A 16,263-nucleotide genomic window follows, 5' to 3' on the forward strand; every position below is an offset into this window, starting at 1 on the left:
AGGAATGGGGAGGAACCGTGGTGGACGAGAACGTCGACCGGGTCCACGCGCCCGGCCAGCAGCCCACGCCGGAGCGGGACATCGAACCACTCTGGCCGCCGGATCAGATCGGCGGCACCGACACGCCGCCCTGGGCGTCGACCGCCTCGCCCTCGTCCTTCGTCCCGCCCCAGGGCCGGCCGGGGCACCCGCCCTCGCCGGCGGACTACCCGTCCCTGACCGGCGGGGTGCCACTCCCCGGCGCGGAAACGACCGCGCCGCAGGGCGCGAACACCGGCTGGTCGCCCCCGCCGGCCACGGCCTCGGGGCCCCCACCGGGTGCGGTCCCGGCATCCCCACCGGCCACGGTCTCCGGGCCCCCACCGGCTGCGGTCGCGGGGGCCGCACCGGCCGCGACCTCCGGCTGGGAGCCGGACGCCTCGGCCTGGGCGCCGCCGGCACCCGCCGCGCAGATCCCACCGGTCGCCCCGAACGCCCCCACGGACCCGACCGTCCCGCCGGGCCCCGGCCTGGGCGCGGCCGGTCCGCCTGCCCCCGGCCCTGCCGGCGACCGACCGGTGGTCGGGCTGGGCGGAGGCCTGCCGGCAGCCGCCGGGGGCGGCGTACCCGCTCCCCGACCTCCCCAGAGCGGCCCCGCCCGGGTCGACCTCGACATGCCCTTCAGCCTCGACCAGCCGGCAGCACCCGTCCCGGTCGCGTCCGCGCACTCCGTGGCCACCGCCCGGCGCACCGCAGGTCCGGGCGAGCCGACTGAGGGGGCCGTCGGACGGCGGGAGGATGCCTCGGGTACCGCCGTGGCCGGCGCCTTTCCCGGTGGCCGGCCGTCGCCCCACGACCCGGCGCCCGGCCCGGGCGGACCGGTCGGGACCGGTGGCCCTGCCCCGACCGGCGACACCTCGACGGCCGCCGGACCGACGACGGGCAGGCACGAAACCGGTGGCCCGACGAACGGCGGCCCGACGAACGGCGGGCACGAGGCCGGAGGCCCGGCGAACGGCGACCCGACGAACGGCGGGCACGAGGCCGGAGGCCCGACGAACGGCGACCCGACGGACGGCGGTACCGGCGGTTCCGCGCCCGGCAGTGCCGGCGGTACCGCGAACGGGGGTGCCGGCGGCGCGGTGACGAGCGGCGGTCCGGCCCACGGCGGCGGGGCGCGGATGCCGGCGGAGTCACCGTGGGCGCAGCCGCCGCAGCGACCCGCCACGGCGGCCGTCGAGCCGGGGCCGGGGGCGGGCGCGTCCGACCCGGCGCCCACGCACCAGGGCGCCGTCCCCCGACAGGCCCTCCACCATCAGCAACCGGCCCTGCGGGTCCCGGCAAACCACGGCCCGATCCCGCAGGGCCCGGCCGCCCAGGGCCCGACCCCGCAGGGGACGGCCGAGCAGAACCCGCCCCAGCAGGCACCGGCCCCGCCGGGGGCGCCCCAGGGCCCGATCCCGCAGGACCAGGCTGGGCAGGGCGCGCCGGTCGGGCCCGCGCCCGACCCGGCGGCGCCCCAGCAGGGCTTCACGGCCGACCCGGCGTCCCGGCAGAGCTTCGGGGCCGGTCCGGGGGCGGCCCAGCAGGACTTCGGGGGCGACCCGGCGGCGTCGCAGCAAGCCGCACCGCCCGGGCCCTACCCGCCGCAGCAGGCCGGCCCATACCCGCCGCAGCAGGGCGGTCCGCCCGGGCCCTACCCGCCGCAGCAGGCCGGCCCGTACCCGCCGCAGCAGGGTGCCACGCCGCCCGGCCCGTACCCGCCCGGCTGGTATCCGCCGCCCTGGCAGCAGGCCACGCCGGGGGCCGCCGCCCCGCAGCAGGCGTACCAACCGGCGGAGGGGGTCACCGCGGTGCCGCCGGCGCAGCCCGACCCGAACTGGCGCCCGGCGATCACCGACCCGCCGACGGCCGAGGACTTCGCCCGCCGCCGGCAGGTCCGGCCCGCCGACCCGGTGGCCACGATAGGCGTACGGGCGGTGGCCAACCGGATGGGGCTGCGGCTGCCGCCGGGGCGGCACGAGCAGGAGTTGCGGCGGGACATCGAGACGGTGCGCCGCAACTTCGGCGGGCTGCGCCAGGTGACCGTGGTGAACCCGAAGGGTGGCGCCGGCAAGACGGTGGCCATCCTGCTGCTGGCGATGACGTTCGGCCAGAAGCGCGGCGGCTACGTGCTGGCCTGGGACAACAACGAGACCCAGGGCACCCTCGGGATGCGCGCCCAGCAGGACTTCCACTCCCGTACGGTGCGGGACATGCTGCGCGACCTGGGCCAGTTCCAGGGCGCGCACGGACGGGTGGGCGACCTGTCGCAGTACGTCCGCTCGCAGGGCGAGGGGATGTTCGACGTCCTCGCCTCGGACGAGTCGGCCACCGGGGGCGAGATGCTCACCGCCGCCGCCTTCGCCGAGATCCGTGAGGTGGTCAGCCGGTTCTACAAGCTGATCTTCGTGGACACGGGCAACAACGTCCGGGCCCAGAACTGGCAGGCCGCGATGGACGCCACCGACCAGCTGGTGGTCACCATGTCGGCGCGGAACGACTCGGCGGAGACGGCCGCCCGGATGCTGGACCACCTGGAGCAGAGCGGCCGGCAGCGGCTGGTCCGGCAGGCCGTCACCGTGGTCTCCATGCCGCCGTCGCGCAAGGAGATCGACCTGCCGGCGATCCAGGAGCACTTCGCGGCCCGCACCCGGGCGGTGCTGCTCGCGCCGTACGAGCGCCTCATCGACACGGGCGAGCCGATCCGGTACGGAGGGCTCTCCGCGGCCACCCGGGACGCGTGGCTGAAGATCGCCGCCTCCGTCGCGGAGGGGCTGTAGGGCGTCGCCGGGTGACGCCGCCCGGCGGGCCGGACCGCGGAGGGCTGGGACGAGCCGACGGCCGGACGGGTGCCCGGCCGGCCGTCGGCTCGGCCGTCAGTTGCTGGCCAGCGCGTCCGCGGCGGCCGGGTCGCAGTCGCGGAGGAACTGGGCGCAGCGGGCCGCCTCGTCCGCCTCGCCGATCTCGTCGGCGGCCCGGGACAGCACGTAGAGGCAGCGCAGGAAGCCCTGGTTCGGCTCGTGCGACCACGGCACCGGACCGAATCCCTTCCAGCCGCTGCGGCGCAGCTGGTCCAGGCCCCGGTGGTAGCCGGTGCGCGCGTAGGCGTACGCCGGAATGACCTGGCCGGCGGCGAGAGCCCGCGCGGCCAGCGCACCCCAGCCGGCGCTGTAGGTCGGGAAGCGCGCCGCCACCTCGGCGTACGCCTCGTCGCTGCCGGCCTGCTCGGCGGCGGCCAGGGCGGCGTCGGCCTCGTCGTGCGCGGGGAGGAGGGTGGCCGGTGGTTCCGGCAACAGGTTCTGCATCGCCCCATTCAACCCGCTTCGCACCGGGGCGCGCGAGGGGGTTGGGCGAGCCGACTGGCTGAACGGATGAGGAGTTGGTCACGCCTGCGGCCCATGCCCCCGGCCGATACTTTCGACTACAACTATTGGTCGGGAGCCTCCCCAGGACCCGGTACCGCGGAAGCCCGGTGGCCACGGCCGCCGGGCTTCCGTCGTTCCCGCGCAGGCCGGCGGCGACGCGCGGATCGGCGTCCGGCGTCGGTCGGCGACTCGGGCCCGGTCGGCGGCAGGGTCGCCGGGGCGCGGAGGGGCTCCGCAGGTTTGGCCGGTTGACCCTGCGGGGCAGGATGGCCAGGGTGCCGACCCCACCTCCCGCGGACGTCATCGAGCCGCACATCTGCACCGACGAGATCGAGACCCGCGCCGAGTTCGACCGGCGGCTGACCACCGGCAGCCTGGTCGGGCTGACCGTGCAGGGACTGCGGCTCGACCTCGACCCCGTCCCCGACCTCACCGCCGTCGAGGTGACCGGCACCCTCTTCGTGGGGTGCCGCTTCGCCTCCCGCGAGGTCGGCGCCGACCTGGTCCGGCGCGGCGCGAACGTGGTGCCGCCGTTCTCCGGGCTGCCCTATCCGACCCAGCCGTCCCACCTCTACACCCCGGAGGAGCTGGCCGCCGGCTTCGCCGAAAGCGGGTTCGCCGGGATGTACGACACCCGGGTCTACGAGCACTTCCGGGCGCACGGTGGGGCGCTGCCGGACGTCCGGGAGGCGCTCGGTCAGCGGCTGCACGACCACGGCGTGGACAACGCGCTGGCCGACGCCACCCGCGCCTGGCTGTCCACCCACGGGCCGCAGTCGGTGGTCGGCATCATGGGCGGGCACGCGGTGCCGCGCGGCAGCGCGCCGTACCGGATGGCGGCGGTGCTGGGCTGGGAGCTGGCCCGGGCCGACCGGCTGGTGGTGACCGGCGGCGGCCCCGGGGTGATGGAGGCCGCCAACCTCGGCGCCTACCTCGCGCTGCGGCCGGTCGAGGACCTGGACGCCGCGATCGAGCTGCTCGCCGGGGCGCCGGACTTCACCGACCACGACCGCTACACGGCGGCGGCGCTGCGGGTCCGGGAGGTCTACGGCCAGCCGGTGGTGCCGCCCCGCCCCCGGGCCGCCGATCCCGGCAGCGTGTCCCGCGCCGACTCGGCCGCGCTGGCCGGCGGCGACGTGGGCTGGGCCCGCGCCGGCGGGCTGGCCATCCCGACCTGGCTGTACGGGCACGAGCCGGCGAACCTCTTCGCCGGCCGGATCGCCAAGTACTTCTCCAACGCCATCCGGGAGGACACCATCCTGCGGCTGGCCCGCGGCGGGATCGTCTTCGCCCCCGGGCGGGCGGGCACGGTGCAGGAGGTGTTCCAGGCCGCCACCAAGACCTACTACGGCACCGACGGGGCCAGTGGCGCGTACGTCTTCCTGGACCGCGCGTACTGGACCGACGAGCTTCCGGTGGAGTCGCTGCTGCGGCCGCTGCTGGGCGCCTCGCCGTTCGGCGACCTGTCGGCCACCGTGCACCTCACCGACGACGTCCACGAGGCCGTCCGGGTGCTCACCGCGACGCCCTGACGGCTCCGGACACGCCGACGGCCGGCCCCCCGGGCGGGGAGCCGGCCGTCGGCGGTACGCGTCAGCGCGTCACTTGGCCAGCGTGGTGCCGGTCGAGCGCAGGTGCTCGCAGGCCTCCGCGACGCGGGCGGCCATGCCGGCCTCGGCGGCCTTGCCCCAGACCCGCGGGTCGTAGAGCTTCTTGCTGCCGACCTCGCCGTCCACCTTGAGCACGCCGTCGTAGTTGCGGAACATGTGGTCCGCCACCGGCCGGGTGAAGGTGTACTGGGTGTCGGTGTCGATGTTCATCTTCACCACGCCGTAGTCCAGCGCCTCGCGGATCTCCGACAGCAGCGAGCCGGAACCGCCGTGGAAGACCAGGCTGAGCGGCTTCTCCTTGCCGTACTTGGCGCCGACCGCCTCCTGGATCTGGTTCAGGATCTCCGGGCGGAGCTTGACGTTGCCCGGCTTGTAGACGCCGTGCACGTTGCCGAAGGTCAGCGCCGCCATGTAGCGGCCCTTCTCGCCCAGGCCGAGCGCCTCGACCATGGCCAGGCCGTCCTCGACGGTGGTGTAGAGCTTGTCGTTGATGGCGTTCTCGACGCCGTCCTCCTCGCCACCGACCACGCCGACCTCGATCTCGAGGACGATCTTGGCCTCGGCGGCCCGGTCGAGCAGCTCGGCCGCGATCTCCAGGTTCTCCGCCACCGGCACGGCCGAGCCGTCCCACATGTGCGACTGGAACAGCGGCTCCTGGCCGGCGGCCACCCGCTCCTTGGAGATCCGCATGAGCGGCCGGACGAACTTGTCCAGCTTCTCCTGCGGGCAGTGGTCGGTGTGCAGGGCGATGTTGACCGGGTACTTCTTGGCCACCTCGTGCGCGTACGCGGCGAACGCCACCGCGCCGGTGACCATGTCCTTCACGGAGGAGCCGGAGAGGTATTCCGCACCACCGGTCGAGACCTGGATGATGCCGTCGCTCTCCGCGTCGGCGAAGCCCTTGAGCGCCGCGTTCAGGGTCTGCGAGGACGTCACGTTGATCGCGGGGTACGCGTACCGGCCGGCCTTGGCGCGGTCCAGCATCTCCGCGTAGGTCTCGGGGGAAGCGATGGGCATGTCGAACGCTCCTTACTTACCGCTCTCGGCCGTCACCGGCCGCTGTTGTCCCTGGGTGCGCCGGACCGCGCTGTCCACCGTCGGCAGTATCCCGTAGAAGACCGGGGCCGGCACAACCGACCCGGGTACGCGCCCGGTCCCTGGCCACCACCTCACCGCCCTTCCCACCTGTCGGGCACGACGACGCTGATCAGCCAGGTCGCCACGGCCATCACGATGGCGCCCCAGAACGCGGCCCAGAAACCGTCCACCTGGAACGGCAGGTCCAGCGCCCGGGCGATCCGGTCGGTCAGCAGGAACAGCAGGGCGTTGACCACCAGCGCGAACAGGCCGAGGGTGAGCAGGTAGAAGACGCAGCCGAACACCCTGATCAGGGGCTTGAGCACCGCGTTCACCACGCCGAAGATCAGGGCCACGACGACGAGCGTGAGGGCGGTGGTGGTGCCGGACCGGCCGCTCACCTCCACCCCGGGCACGATCAGCGTGGTGATCCACAGCGCGACGGCGGTGATCGCCAACCGGATCAGGAAGCCCACTGCCCCATCCTGGCACCGGGGGCGACGGCCGGTGGGCCGATTCGGTCGACTCGGCTTCCGGGCGGCAGGCGGGCGCAACCCGTACGGTGTGTGGGGAACTGTCCGCCGAGATCCCGGGAGGGACTGATATGGGTCAGCCCGAAGAGGACTTCGCACCCAGCGACCACCTCAGCCCCGAGGAGCGCGACATGGAGGCGGAGCCGGCCGACGCGGTCGAGCAGGCCACCGTGGTGGGCCCCGGCGAGGCCGACGCCGAGCCGCAGCGCGGCCTGGAGGTCGGCGACTGGGACGCGATGGAGCAGGCCCGGGTGGTCGCCGCCGACGAGGACGACTACCGCTGAGCCGTGCGCGGGCCGGACGCGACCCTCGGGTGGCGTCCGGCCCGCGCGTCAGCGGGTGCGGTTGACCCGGTCCGGATGCTGCGCCACCCACTGCGCCAACCGGTCCTCCCGCAACGCCGCGAGGAACGCCGGGGCTTCCTCCGGATCCGGTGGCAGCCGCCAGCCGGGGCCCTCCGGCGGCCCGACCGGGAGGCTGAGTCCGACCGGGTCGACGGACTTCATATCCGCGAGCACCTTCAGCAGGTCCACGACAGGCGGGCCGGCCACCAGCCCCGCGCCGACGGTGTCGACCAGGGCGGAGAGCCTGACCGGGTTGGTCAGCACCCCCTCTTCGCCGGCCCGGCGGATCAGCCCGGCGGCGAAGAGCTGCGCGTGCCGGTCCCGGTCGAGCCCGCCCTCGGGCAGTCCCCAGCGCTGCCGCAACAGGTCGACCGAGGCGGCGCCGTCGAGGCGCTGGCAACCGCTCGGAAAGACCCGCTCCGTGTGGGAGGAGCGCACCTCGCGCGGCAGGCAGACCTCCACCCCGCGGACCTCGTCGGTGAGCCGGTGCAGCACCGGGTAGGTGAGCACCGCGCCGGCGTCCACGCGTACGCCGGTCAGGTCGGCGACCACCCGGCGGGTCAGCTCGTAGCCGCGCTTCAGGTCGGGCCGGGGCTCGCCGGCGCCGTACAGGAAGGCGGCGTTGAGCTTGTCGGGCCCGTGCCCGGGAATCGCCACCGCCAGGTCGCGGGGCAGCGAGACGAGGTACGGCCGGCTGCGGTCCGCCGGGATGTGCACCAGCAGGACGGAGTCCGCCAGCCGGTAGGGACGTTCCGCCGCACCGTCCACGCCGAGCAGCAGGATGTTCAGCGCGCCCGTCGGTGCCGGCCCGGCGGGCTCGATGAGCAGGTTGGCGTCCTCGGCGACCCGGTCGGGCGTGAGCTGCGGTACCCCGATCCCCAGCACGCCGAGCAGGGCCAGCGCGGCACCCCCGGCCCGGAGCCGCAGCCGGCGACGGCGACGGGCGGCCGCGAGCCGGTCGATGGCGGACCGCAGCGGGCCGGCGGGCGGGGTCAGTTTCTCGTGCCGGGCGAAGGCGGCACGCAGGTCGTCCTCGATCACGATCGGGCCTCCACGTATTCGGCGCGCAGCGTGGCCAGGGCGCGGGAGATGGACGAGCGGACCGTCCCGACGGCGCAGCCGAGGATGTCGGCGATCTCCGCGTCGGGCAGGTCCTCGTAGTAGCGCAGCACCAGCGTGGCCCGCTGCCGGCGCGGCAGCCGGGACAGCCAGGACCAGACCTGGTCCCGCTCCACGGCGTGCTGGGCGTGGTCGGCGGGCACCGGCACCGCGTCGTCGGGCTCGGCGCGCAGCAGCACCCGGCGCATCCAGGAGCCCCGCCGCCAGTCGACGTACTGGTTGGTCAGCATCCGCCGGACGTAGCGCTCGGGCGAGTCGGCACGGGCCACCCGACGCCAGTTGAGCTGGACCCGGACCATGGTGTCCTGCACCAGGTCCTGCGCCTGGTGCGGGTCGCCGGTCAGCATGACCGCGTACCGCAGCAGCGCGGCCAGCCGTAAGTCGGCGAACTCCTCGTACGTCACTGCACCTCCCAGGCTCCTGCTCCTGATGACGGATGCGGGCGCCCGGAACGTTGCGGCGATCCTGGTCAGCCGTTCGGTCGATGTTCGGTCGCCGCAGGCGGACCGGGTAGCGGCGTGTCTTAAGGAGTCCTTAGGATCCGCAGGCCACTCCTGGCATTCCCACGGGAGGAACCCCCCACATGCTCAAGCACTCCACCCGGCGCTGGCTGGCCGGGCTGGGCGTCGCAGGCGCGCTCGTCGCCGCCTCCGCCAGCCCCGCCATCGCCGCGCCGGACGACATCGAGCTCTACTTCCCGGACACCACCGTCGCGCTCGACGCGCCGGGGAAGGTCCGGACGCTTCAGCTCTACACCGAAGTGCCGACCATGCTCCACGATGTCAGCGTCCGGTACGACTACCGGTCACTTGCCGGCAAGGTCACGGTGGACCCGGTGTTCGACGGGAACGACTGTGAGACCCCCGAGGCCGGCGTGCTCGTCTGCCGCGAGCACCTTCCGGTCCAGGTGGACGAGTACTACGGCGCCTGGCTGAACGACCTGGACATCGTCGCCACCGACAAGGCGAAGCTCGACGACGCCGGCGACCTGAAGATCAGCTTCCGGGTCGGCGACAAGGAGCGGGCGACCTACACGGCGAAGATTCGCGTCGGCGAGGGCGTCGATCTGGCAGGCGGCCCCGAGCAGCAGTTCAAGGCTGCGGTCGGCGGCTCGTTCGAGGCGGACCTGACCGTCGCCAACATCGGCCAGACGACCGCCAAGGGCGTGGTCGCGCTGTTCGACAACGACTACCCGATCCGCGCCAAGGACAAGTTCAGCAACTGCCTCTACGCCGAGGACTTCGTCATCGCCTGCCAGTTCGATGAGGAGATCCCGGCCGGTGAGGGACGCACCACCACGCTGAACTACCGGATCGCCGAGGACGCCTACGCGCCGTCGAACGCGTACGGCAACACCCGGTTCATGACCCCCAGTGACTTCGAGGAACTCTTCGCGGTCCGCGAGGCCTCCGGGGCGAAGGCCACCCGACGTGGCACCGGCGCGAAGCTGACCCTGGCCAAGGCCTCCGCCAAGGCCGCCCGGGCCGTCCAGACGGACACCGATCCCAACAACGACTTCTCCCCGATGCTGATCGAGATCACCGGGAAGAACGGCGCCGACCTGGAGGCGATCGGCGACAAGCTGAACGGCGCGGCCGGCAAGGTGGTCACGGCCACCGTCGGTTTCCGGAACAACGGTCCGGCGACGCTGGAGAACTTCCGCACGGATTCGGACGTCACCTACGTGAACGTCACCGTGCCCGAGGGCACCACCGCCGTCGAGGTGCCGGACGACTGTGCGCCCCGCGAGGGCGACCGGACGGACTACTCCGAGGTTGGCACGCCGGGTGCCCGCGAGTACCGCTGCTACCCGGGCCCGTTCGCGCCCGCCGGGGAGGCGCTGACCGTGGAGTTCCGCCTGCGCATCGACAAGGTGATCGACAACGCGACCGGCGCGGTCAAGGTCAACGTCCCGTGCGAGTGCGAGGGCGGCTTCTACGACGACCTCAAGCCCGCCAACGACGCCGCCAAGATCCTGGTGAACGCGACCGGCGGCCAGGGCGGCGGTGACGGTGACGGCGGCACCCTGCCGATCACCGGTGAGTCCACCGGCCTGATCGCCGGCATCGGCGGGCTGCTGCTCGTCGCCGGCGTCGGCGGCTACGTGGTGGCCAAGCGCCGCAAGACCCGCTTCGTCGCCTGATCCACCCCGCACCACCGGTGCCCCGCCGACCATCCGGTCGGCGGGGCACCGCCACATCCACGCCCCTCCAGACACCCACCCGACAGCACGCGCCCCCACCCCAGACCCACCCGACCGCACCGCACGCCCCCACCGCCCGGGACCGACACGACCGGACGAACCGGACCACCACGGGTTTCCGGGGGAGCCCCACCCACGCAGGGATCAAGCCTGACCGCCCGGAGCGGGCGGGGCTCCCCCGGAAACCCCACCCACGAACGAGCGAAAACGGGACGACGCAAGATCGACGCGGCTGAGACCATGGGCGCGTGCTGCTCACCCTGACCACCACGCACCGGCCGGCCACCGACCTCGGGCACCTGCTGGTCAAGCACCCCGACCGCGCGCACTCCTTCGACGTGCCGGTCGGCACCGCGCACGTCTTCTATCCGGAGGCGGGCGAGCGGCGTTGCACCGCCGCCCTGCTGCTCGACGTCGACCCGCTGCGGCTGGCCGGCGCGCGGGGCAAGGGCCGCGGCCGGCAGCAGGCCCCAACCCCGGACAGCTTCACCCTCGGGCGGTACGTCAACGACCGGCCCTACGCGGCGTCCAGCCTGCTCTCCTCCGCGCTGTCCAAGGTGTACCGCTCGGCCCTGCGGGGCGAGTCCCGCGAGCGCCCCGAGCTGGCCCGTACGCCGATCCCGCTGGAGGTGCGGGTGCCGGTGCTGCGCTGCCGGGGCGGCGCGGACGTGGCGGTCCGGATGTTCGGCCCGCTCGGCTGGGCGGTCACCGCCGCCCCGATCCCGCTCGACGAGCGGCACCCGGAGTGGGGCGACAGCCGGTACGTCGACCTGACGCTGACCGGCACGCTGCGCGTCGCCGACGCGCTCAACCACCTCTACGTCCTGCTGCCGGTGCTCGACGACGCGAAGCACTACTGGGTCGCGCCGGACGAGGTCGACAAGCTGCTCCGGGCCGGCGAGGGCTGGCTGGCCGACCACCCGGAGCGCGACGTGATCACCCGCCGCTACCTGGCGCACCGGCGGGCGCTCGCCGGGCTGGCCCTGGCCCGTCTCGCCGAGCGGCGGCCGACCGACGAGCCGGCCGCCGACGAGGCGACCATGGACGAGGCGACCGTGGACGGGGCGACGACCGTGGACGGGGCGACCGGCGAGGGCGGGCAGGTCACGGCCCGCCGGGCGTCACTGGCCGCGCGCCGGCGGGAGGCGGTCCTCGGCGCGCTGGTCCAGGCGGGTGCGAGCCGGGTGCTGGACCTCGGCTGCGGCGGCGGTGCCCTGCTCGCCGCGCTGGTCGGCGACCGCCGGTTCACCGAGATCGTCGGCACCGACGTGTCCACGCACGCGCTGACCCTGGCCGCGCGGCGGCTGCGGCTGGAACGGCTGCCCGAGCGGCAGCGGGACCGCATCCGGCTCTGGCAGTCCGCGCTGACCTACCGGGACGACCGGCTGCGCGGGTACGACGCGGCGGTGCTGATGGAGGTCGTCGAGCACGTCGACCCGCCCCGGCTGCCGGCCCTGGAGGACGCCGTGCTCGGTCACGCCCGACCGGCCACCGTCGTGGTGACCACGCCGAACGTCGAGTACAACGTCCGCTACGAGGGGCTGCCCGCCGGGCGGTTCCGGCACGCCGACCACCGCTTCGAGTGGACCCGCGCGGAGTTCGCCGCGTGGGTCGACCGGGTGTCCACCACGTACGGCTACACCGCCGCGATCGGCGGGGTCGGCGACGACGATCCCGACGTCGGCGCCCCCACCCAGCTCGTCGTGCTGACCCGGAAGGAGAACCCGTGACCACCCTCGACATCCCCGAGCTGGCCCTGGTCGCACTCGTCGGCGTCTCCGGCTCCGGCAAGTCGACCTTCGCGCGCCGGCACTTCGCGCCCAGCCAGGTGCTCTCCTCGGACGCGTTCCGGGCGATGGTCGCCGACGACGAGAACGACCAGTCCGCCTCCGCCGACGCCTTCGACGCCCTGCACCACGTCGCCGCCACGCGGCTGCGCCGGGGTCGGCTCACGGTGGTCGACGCGACCAACCTCCAGCCGCACGCCCGGGCCGCCCTGGTGCGGGTGGCCCGCGAGCACGACGTGCTGCCGGTGGCCGTCGTGCTGGACGTGCCCGAGGCACTGGCCTGGGAACGCACCGAGGGCCGCGCCGACCGCACCTTCGGCCGGCAGGTGCTCGCCCGGATGCAGCGCGACCTGCGCCGGTCGTACGGGCAGCTGGCCCGGGAGGGCTTCCGCAAGGTGCACGTGCTGCGCGGCGTCGAGGAGATCGAGGCCGCGGAGATCCGCTACGAGAAGCTGTTCAACGACCGGCGCGAGCTGACCGGGCCGTTCGACATCGTCGGCGACGTGCACGGCTGCCGCGCCGAGCTGGAGGCGCTGCTCACCCGCCTCGGCTGGGAGCTGCGCCGCGACGAGCGGGGCCGGCCGGTGGACGCGACGCACCCGTCGGGGCGTACCGCCGTCTTCGTCGGTGACCTGGTGGACCGCGGCCCGGACTCCCCCGGCGTGCTCCGCCTGGTGATGGGCATGGTCGCCGCCGGACACGCGATCTGCGTGCCCGGCAACCACGAGCAGAAGCTGCTGCGCCGGCTGCGCGGCCGCGAGGTGCGGCTCACCCACGGGCTGGCCGAGACGATGGAGCAGCTGGCGGCGGAGCCGGACGCCTTCGTGGCCGAGGTGGCGACCTTCATCGACGGCCTGGTCAGCCACTTCGTGCTGGACGGCGGTCGGCTGGTGGTCGCGCACGCCGGGCTGAAGGAGGCCTACCAGGGCCGCACGTCGGGCCGGGTGCGCTCCTTCGCGCTCTACGGCGAGACCACCGGCGAGACCGACGAGTACGGGCTGCCGGTGCGCTACCCGTGGGCGCGGGAGTACCGGGGCTCGGCGATGGTGGTCTACGGGCACACCCCCGCCGCCGTGCCGGAGTGGGTGAACAACACCATCTGCGTCGACACCGGCTGCGTCTTCGGCGGGCGGCTCACCGCGCTGCGCTACCCGGAGAAGGACCTGGTGTCCGTGCCGGCGGAGCGGGAGTGGTACGCCCCGGTCCGGCCGCTGGCCGCCGCTCCGGCCCGGCCCGACCAGGTGCTGGAGCTGACCGACGTGACCGGCCGACGGCACATCGAGCACGCGTACGGGTCGCTGACCGTGCCGGCGGAGAACGCCGCCGCCGCGCTGGAGGTGATGAGCCGCTTCGCGGTCGACCCGCGCTGGCTGGCCTGGCTCCCGCCGACGATGGCGCCCTGCTCTACGGCCACGGCGGGCGGCTTCCTGGAGCACCCGGCGCAGGCGTTCGCCGACTACCGCGCGGCGGGCGTGGACCGGGTGGTCTGCGAGGAGAAGCACATGGGCTCGCGGGCGGTGGTGCTCGTCTGCCGGGAGCCCGACGGCGGGCCGTTCGGTCCGGGCGGCGGGGTGGTGCACACCCGCACCGGTCGGCCGTTCTTCGGCGCGCCGCTCGACACGGAACTGCTCGACCGGGTGCGTGCGGCGGTCGGCGGGGCGGGGCTCTGGGACGAGCTGGGGACCGACTGGCTGCTGCTCGACTGCGAGCTGCTGCCCTGGTCGGCCAAGGCGGGTGGCCTGATCCGCGAGCAGTACGCCGGAGTCGGCGCCGCCGGCCGGGCCGCGCTCCCGGCCGCGCTGGCCGCGCTGGAGGCCGCGGCCGGTCGGGGCCTGCCCGTGGACGCGCTGCGGGACCGGACGGCCCGGCGCCGGGACGAGATCCTGGCCTACACGGACGCCTACCGGGCGTACGTGGGGCCGACCGACGGGCTGCGCGGGGTGACCCTGGCCCCGTTCGCGGTGCTGGCCGGCGCGAAGGCCAGCTACGCCGACCGGGACCACGGCTGGCACCTCGGGCTGGCCGACCGGCTCTGCGCCGCCGACCCGGAGTTCTTCACGCCGACCCGTCGCCAGGTCGTCGACCTGGCCGATCCGGCCGCCGAGGCGGCGGCCACCGAGTGGTGGCTGGCGCTGACGGCGGCCGGCGGCGAGGGCATGGTCGTGAAGCCGTACGCCGGCCCGGCCGCCCGGACCGAGCGGGGCTCGCTGCTCCAGCCGGGCGTCAAGTGCCGGGGCCGGGAGTACCTGCGGATCATCTACGGCCCGGGGTACGACGAGCCGGAGCAGCTCGCCGCGCTGCGCCGCCGGTCGCTGGGGCGCAAGCGGGGGCTGGCGCTGCGCGAGCACGGGCTGGGGCTGGCGGCGCTGGACGCGCTGGTCGCGGGTGCTCCGCTGTGGCGCCGGCACGAGCTGGTCTTCGCGATCCTGGCCTGCGAGTCCGAGCCGGTCGACCCCCGGCTGTGACACCCGGCGACGGGTGACGGCGGCCGTTCCCCGGGTGACGACGCGGTGCGGCGGGCGACGGGTCGCGGCGGCGCCGTCGGCCGTCGGTGGCCGCGGGTAGGGTCGCCGGCCATGACGTACGAGGCGTTCTACGAGCCGGCCGGCGCCGGTCGGTTCGGGTCCACCCCGGCGACCGCCGGCCCGTGGGATCCCGCCGCCCAGCACGCCGGCCCGCCGTCGGCCCTGCTCGCCCGGGCGCTCGCCGGCCACGACCCGGTCGACGGCCAGCTCCTCACCCGGGTGTCGGTGGACATCCTGCGCCCGGTGCCGGTGGCGGAGCTGACGGTGCGGGTGCGTACGGTCCGGGCCGGTCGGCGGATCACGCTGGTGGAGGGGGTCGCGGAGGCCGGCGGGCAGGAGGTGCTGCACGCCCGGGGCTGGCGCATCCTGGCCCCGGCCGAGCCGACGCCCGCGACGGCCGACGACGGGCCGCCGGTGCCGGGGCCGGACGCGGGCACCGAGCCGGAGCACTGGGCCGCCGCGCACTCCGCCGGTTACCTGGCGGCGATGCAGTGGCGTTTCGTCTCCGGCGCGTTCGCCGAGCCGGGTCCGGCCCGGGTGTGGGTACGGCCCCGGATCCCGCTGCTGCCCGGCGAGCCCGTCGGCCCGGCGGAGCTGGCGCTGCTGGTGGCGGACTCGGGCAGCGGGGTGAGCGCCCGGCTGGACCTGGCCCGTTGGCTGTTCGTGAACGTCGACCTGACGGTGACCCTGCACCGGCCGCCGCGCGGCGAGTGGCTCCTGCTCGACTCGGCCACCACGATCGGGCCGCACGGTTCCGGCGTCGCGGCGAGCCGGCTGGCCGACGCCGAGGGCACCGTGGGCGGCGCGGTGCAGACGCTCGTCGTCGCACCCCGTTGAGGCGGCCCGGCAGCGCACCGGTGTGACGTCGAGCACCGGCACGGCGGGCAGCCACCTAGACTACGGACGTTCCGTCACCGACCGGCATACATCGGAGGTCGCCTCGTGCCGACGCCCACCACCACCCTGGCCCTGGGGCCAAGCTGGCTCGATCCAGAGGTGTTGATCTCGACGTTCGGGCTGATCGGCATCCTGGTGATCGTCTTCGCCGAGTCCGGCCTGCTGATCGGGTTCTTCCTGCCGGGCGACTCGCTGCTGTTCACGGCGGGGCTGCTCACGGCGGACGGGAAGTACATCACCTACCCGCTGTGGCTGGTCTGCCTGCTCATCACCATCGCGGCGATCGCCGGTGACCAGGTCGGGTACGCGTTCGGCCGCAAGGTCGGCCCGGCGCTGTTCCGCCGGCCGAACTCGAGGCTGTTCAAGCAGGAGAACGTGCTCAAGGCGCACGAGTTCTTCGAGAAGTACGGCGCGCGCTCCATCGTGCTGGCCCGCTTCGTGCCGATCGTGCGGACGTTCACGCCGATCGTCGCCGGGGTCAGCCGGATGAACTACCGCACGTTCGTGATCTACAACGTGATCGGCGGCGTGCTCTGGGGCACGGGCGTGACCGTGCTCGGCTACTTCCTCGGCCAGATCCCGTTCGTCAAGGCGAACATCGAGATGATCCTGATCGGCATCGTGCTGATCTCGGTCATCCCGATCGCCGTCGAACTGCTCCGGGCGTGGATGGCCGCCAGGCGTGGCACCACCCCGCAGGAGCGGGCCGCCGCCGAGGAGGCGATCCGGGAGACCCGCGAGCACTACGGCAAGCACTGACCGACCGGCCGTCCGGTGCCGTC

General features: G+C 74.6%; 13 protein-coding genes. 8 read left to right on the forward strand and 5 right to left on the reverse strand.

Annotation, left to right across the window (positions count from 1 at the left end):
• The first annotated feature begins 17 nt into the window (after positions 1 to 17).
• The gene (locus AB0G13_RS06665; RefSeq protein WP_357869884.1) at positions 18 to 2,801 is read left to right on the forward strand and encodes a chromosome partitioning protein; all 2,784 of its coding nucleotides are present in this window, start codon (positions 18 to 20) and stop codon (positions 2,799 to 2,801) included.
• Between the two features lie 96 nt (positions 2,802 to 2,897).
• Here the strand turns inward: AB0G13_RS06665 and AB0G13_RS06670 are convergent, their stop codons facing one another.
• A complete protein-coding gene (locus tag AB0G13_RS06670) occupies positions 2,898 to 3,326 on the reverse strand; it encodes a DUF3151 domain-containing protein (RefSeq protein ID WP_357869887.1) in 429 nt (142 codons plus the stop codon).
• 326 nt (positions 3,327 to 3,652) lie between these two features.
• On the opposite strand from AB0G13_RS06670, the gene AB0G13_RS06675 reads away from it, so the two are divergent.
• The gene (locus tag AB0G13_RS06675) at positions 3,653 to 4,918 is read left to right on the forward strand and encodes a hypothetical protein (RefSeq protein ID WP_357869890.1); all 1,266 of its coding nucleotides are present in this window, start codon (positions 3,653 to 3,655) and stop codon (positions 4,916 to 4,918) included.
• Positions 4,919 to 4,987: 69 nt separating this feature from the next.
• On the opposite strand, the gene fbaA is transcribed toward AB0G13_RS06675, so the two are convergent.
• Positions 4,988 to 6,013: a class II fructose-bisphosphate aldolase gene (fbaA, locus tag AB0G13_RS06680; protein WP_357869893.1), complete on the reverse strand. Its 1,026-nt coding sequence runs from the start codon at positions 6,011 to 6,013 to the stop codon at positions 4,988 to 4,990.
• A gap of 152 nt (positions 6,014 to 6,165) precedes the next feature.
• Positions 6,166 to 6,549: a phage holin family protein gene (locus tag AB0G13_RS06685; RefSeq protein ID WP_357869896.1), complete on the reverse strand. Its 384-nt coding sequence runs from the start codon at positions 6,547 to 6,549 to the stop codon at positions 6,166 to 6,168.
• Between the two features lie 128 nt (positions 6,550 to 6,677).
• Here AB0G13_RS06685 and AB0G13_RS06690 point away from each other — a divergent pair, with 128 nt between their 5' ends.
• Positions 6,678 to 6,890, forward strand: coding sequence for a hypothetical protein (locus AB0G13_RS06690; RefSeq protein WP_357869898.1), 213 nt, complete (start codon positions 6,678 to 6,680; stop codon positions 6,888 to 6,890).
• 48 nt (positions 6,891 to 6,938) lie between these two features.
• On the opposite strand, the gene AB0G13_RS06695 is transcribed toward AB0G13_RS06690, so the two are convergent.
• Both AB0G13_RS06695 and AB0G13_RS06700 read right to left on the reverse strand, forming a co-directional pair.
• A complete protein-coding gene (locus AB0G13_RS06695; RefSeq protein WP_357869901.1) occupies positions 6,939 to 7,991 on the reverse strand; it encodes an LCP family protein in 1,053 nt (350 codons plus the stop codon).
• Positions 7,988 to 8,473, reverse strand: a complete 486-nt coding sequence (locus AB0G13_RS06700; RefSeq protein ID WP_357869903.1) for a SigE family RNA polymerase sigma factor — start codon at positions 8,471 to 8,473, stop codon at positions 7,988 to 7,990. Before AB0G13_RS06700 ends, AB0G13_RS06695 begins: the two co-directional genes overlap by 4 nt.
• Positions 8,474 to 8,652: 179 nt before the next feature.
• Here AB0G13_RS06700 and AB0G13_RS06705 point away from each other — a divergent pair, with 179 nt between their 5' ends.
• From AB0G13_RS06705 to AB0G13_RS06725, 5 genes are all read left to right on the forward strand, one after another.
• Positions 8,653 to 10,212, forward strand: coding sequence for an LPXTG cell wall anchor domain-containing protein (locus AB0G13_RS06705; RefSeq protein WP_357869906.1), 1,560 nt, complete (start codon positions 8,653 to 8,655; stop codon positions 10,210 to 10,212).
• Positions 10,213 to 10,520: 308 nt separating this feature from the next.
• Positions 10,521 to 12,002 (forward strand): 3' terminal RNA ribose 2'-O-methyltransferase Hen1, encoded by a 1,482-nt coding sequence (locus tag AB0G13_RS06710; RefSeq protein ID WP_357869909.1) that lies wholly within the window; start codon positions 10,521 to 10,523, stop codon positions 12,000 to 12,002.
• Entirely contained in the window at positions 11,999 to 14,524 is a 2,526-nt protein-coding gene (locus AB0G13_RS06715) for a polynucleotide kinase-phosphatase (protein ID WP_357869912.1), read from the forward strand. Before AB0G13_RS06710 ends, AB0G13_RS06715 begins: the two co-directional genes overlap by 4 nt.
• Before the next feature lie 111 nt (positions 14,525 to 14,635).
• Complete coding sequence (locus tag AB0G13_RS06720) at positions 14,636 to 15,421, forward strand: thioesterase family protein (RefSeq protein ID WP_357869915.1); 786 nt, start codon at positions 14,636 to 14,638, stop codon at positions 15,419 to 15,421.
• Positions 15,422 to 15,526: 105 nt separating this feature from the next.
• The gene (locus AB0G13_RS06725; protein ID WP_334604555.1) at positions 15,527 to 16,240 is read left to right on the forward strand and encodes a VTT domain-containing protein; all 714 of its coding nucleotides are present in this window, start codon (positions 15,527 to 15,529) and stop codon (positions 16,238 to 16,240) included.
• Positions 16,241 to 16,263: the final 23 nt, after the last annotated feature.

Origin of the sequence: Micromonospora sp. NPDC023633, assembly GCF_040640035.1 — a bacterium.
GTDB lineage: Bacteria > Actinomycetota > Actinomycetes > Mycobacteriales > Micromonosporaceae > Micromonospora.

Coding starts and splice junctions, on each gene's coding strand:
- AB0G13_RS06670 (WP_357869887.1), bottom strand. CDS start 3,326: ATGCAGAACCTGTTGCCGGAACCACCGGCCACCCTCCTCCCCGCGCAC.
- AB0G13_RS06675 (WP_357869890.1), top strand. CDS start 3,653: ATGGCCAGGGTGCCGACCCCACCTCCCGCGGACGTCATCGAGCCGCAC.
- fbaA (WP_357869893.1), bottom strand. CDS start 6,013: ATGCCCATCGCTTCCCCCGAGACCTACGCGGAGATGCTGGACCGCGCC.
- AB0G13_RS06690 (WP_357869898.1), top strand. CDS start 6,678: ATGGGTCAGCCCGAAGAGGACTTCGCACCCAGCGACCACCTCAGCCCC.
- AB0G13_RS06705 (WP_357869906.1), top strand. CDS start 8,653: ATGCTCAAGCACTCCACCCGGCGCTGGCTGGCCGGGCTGGGCGTCGCA.
- AB0G13_RS06720 (WP_357869915.1), top strand. CDS start 14,636: ATGACGTACGAGGCGTTCTACGAGCCGGCCGGCGCCGGTCGGTTCGGG.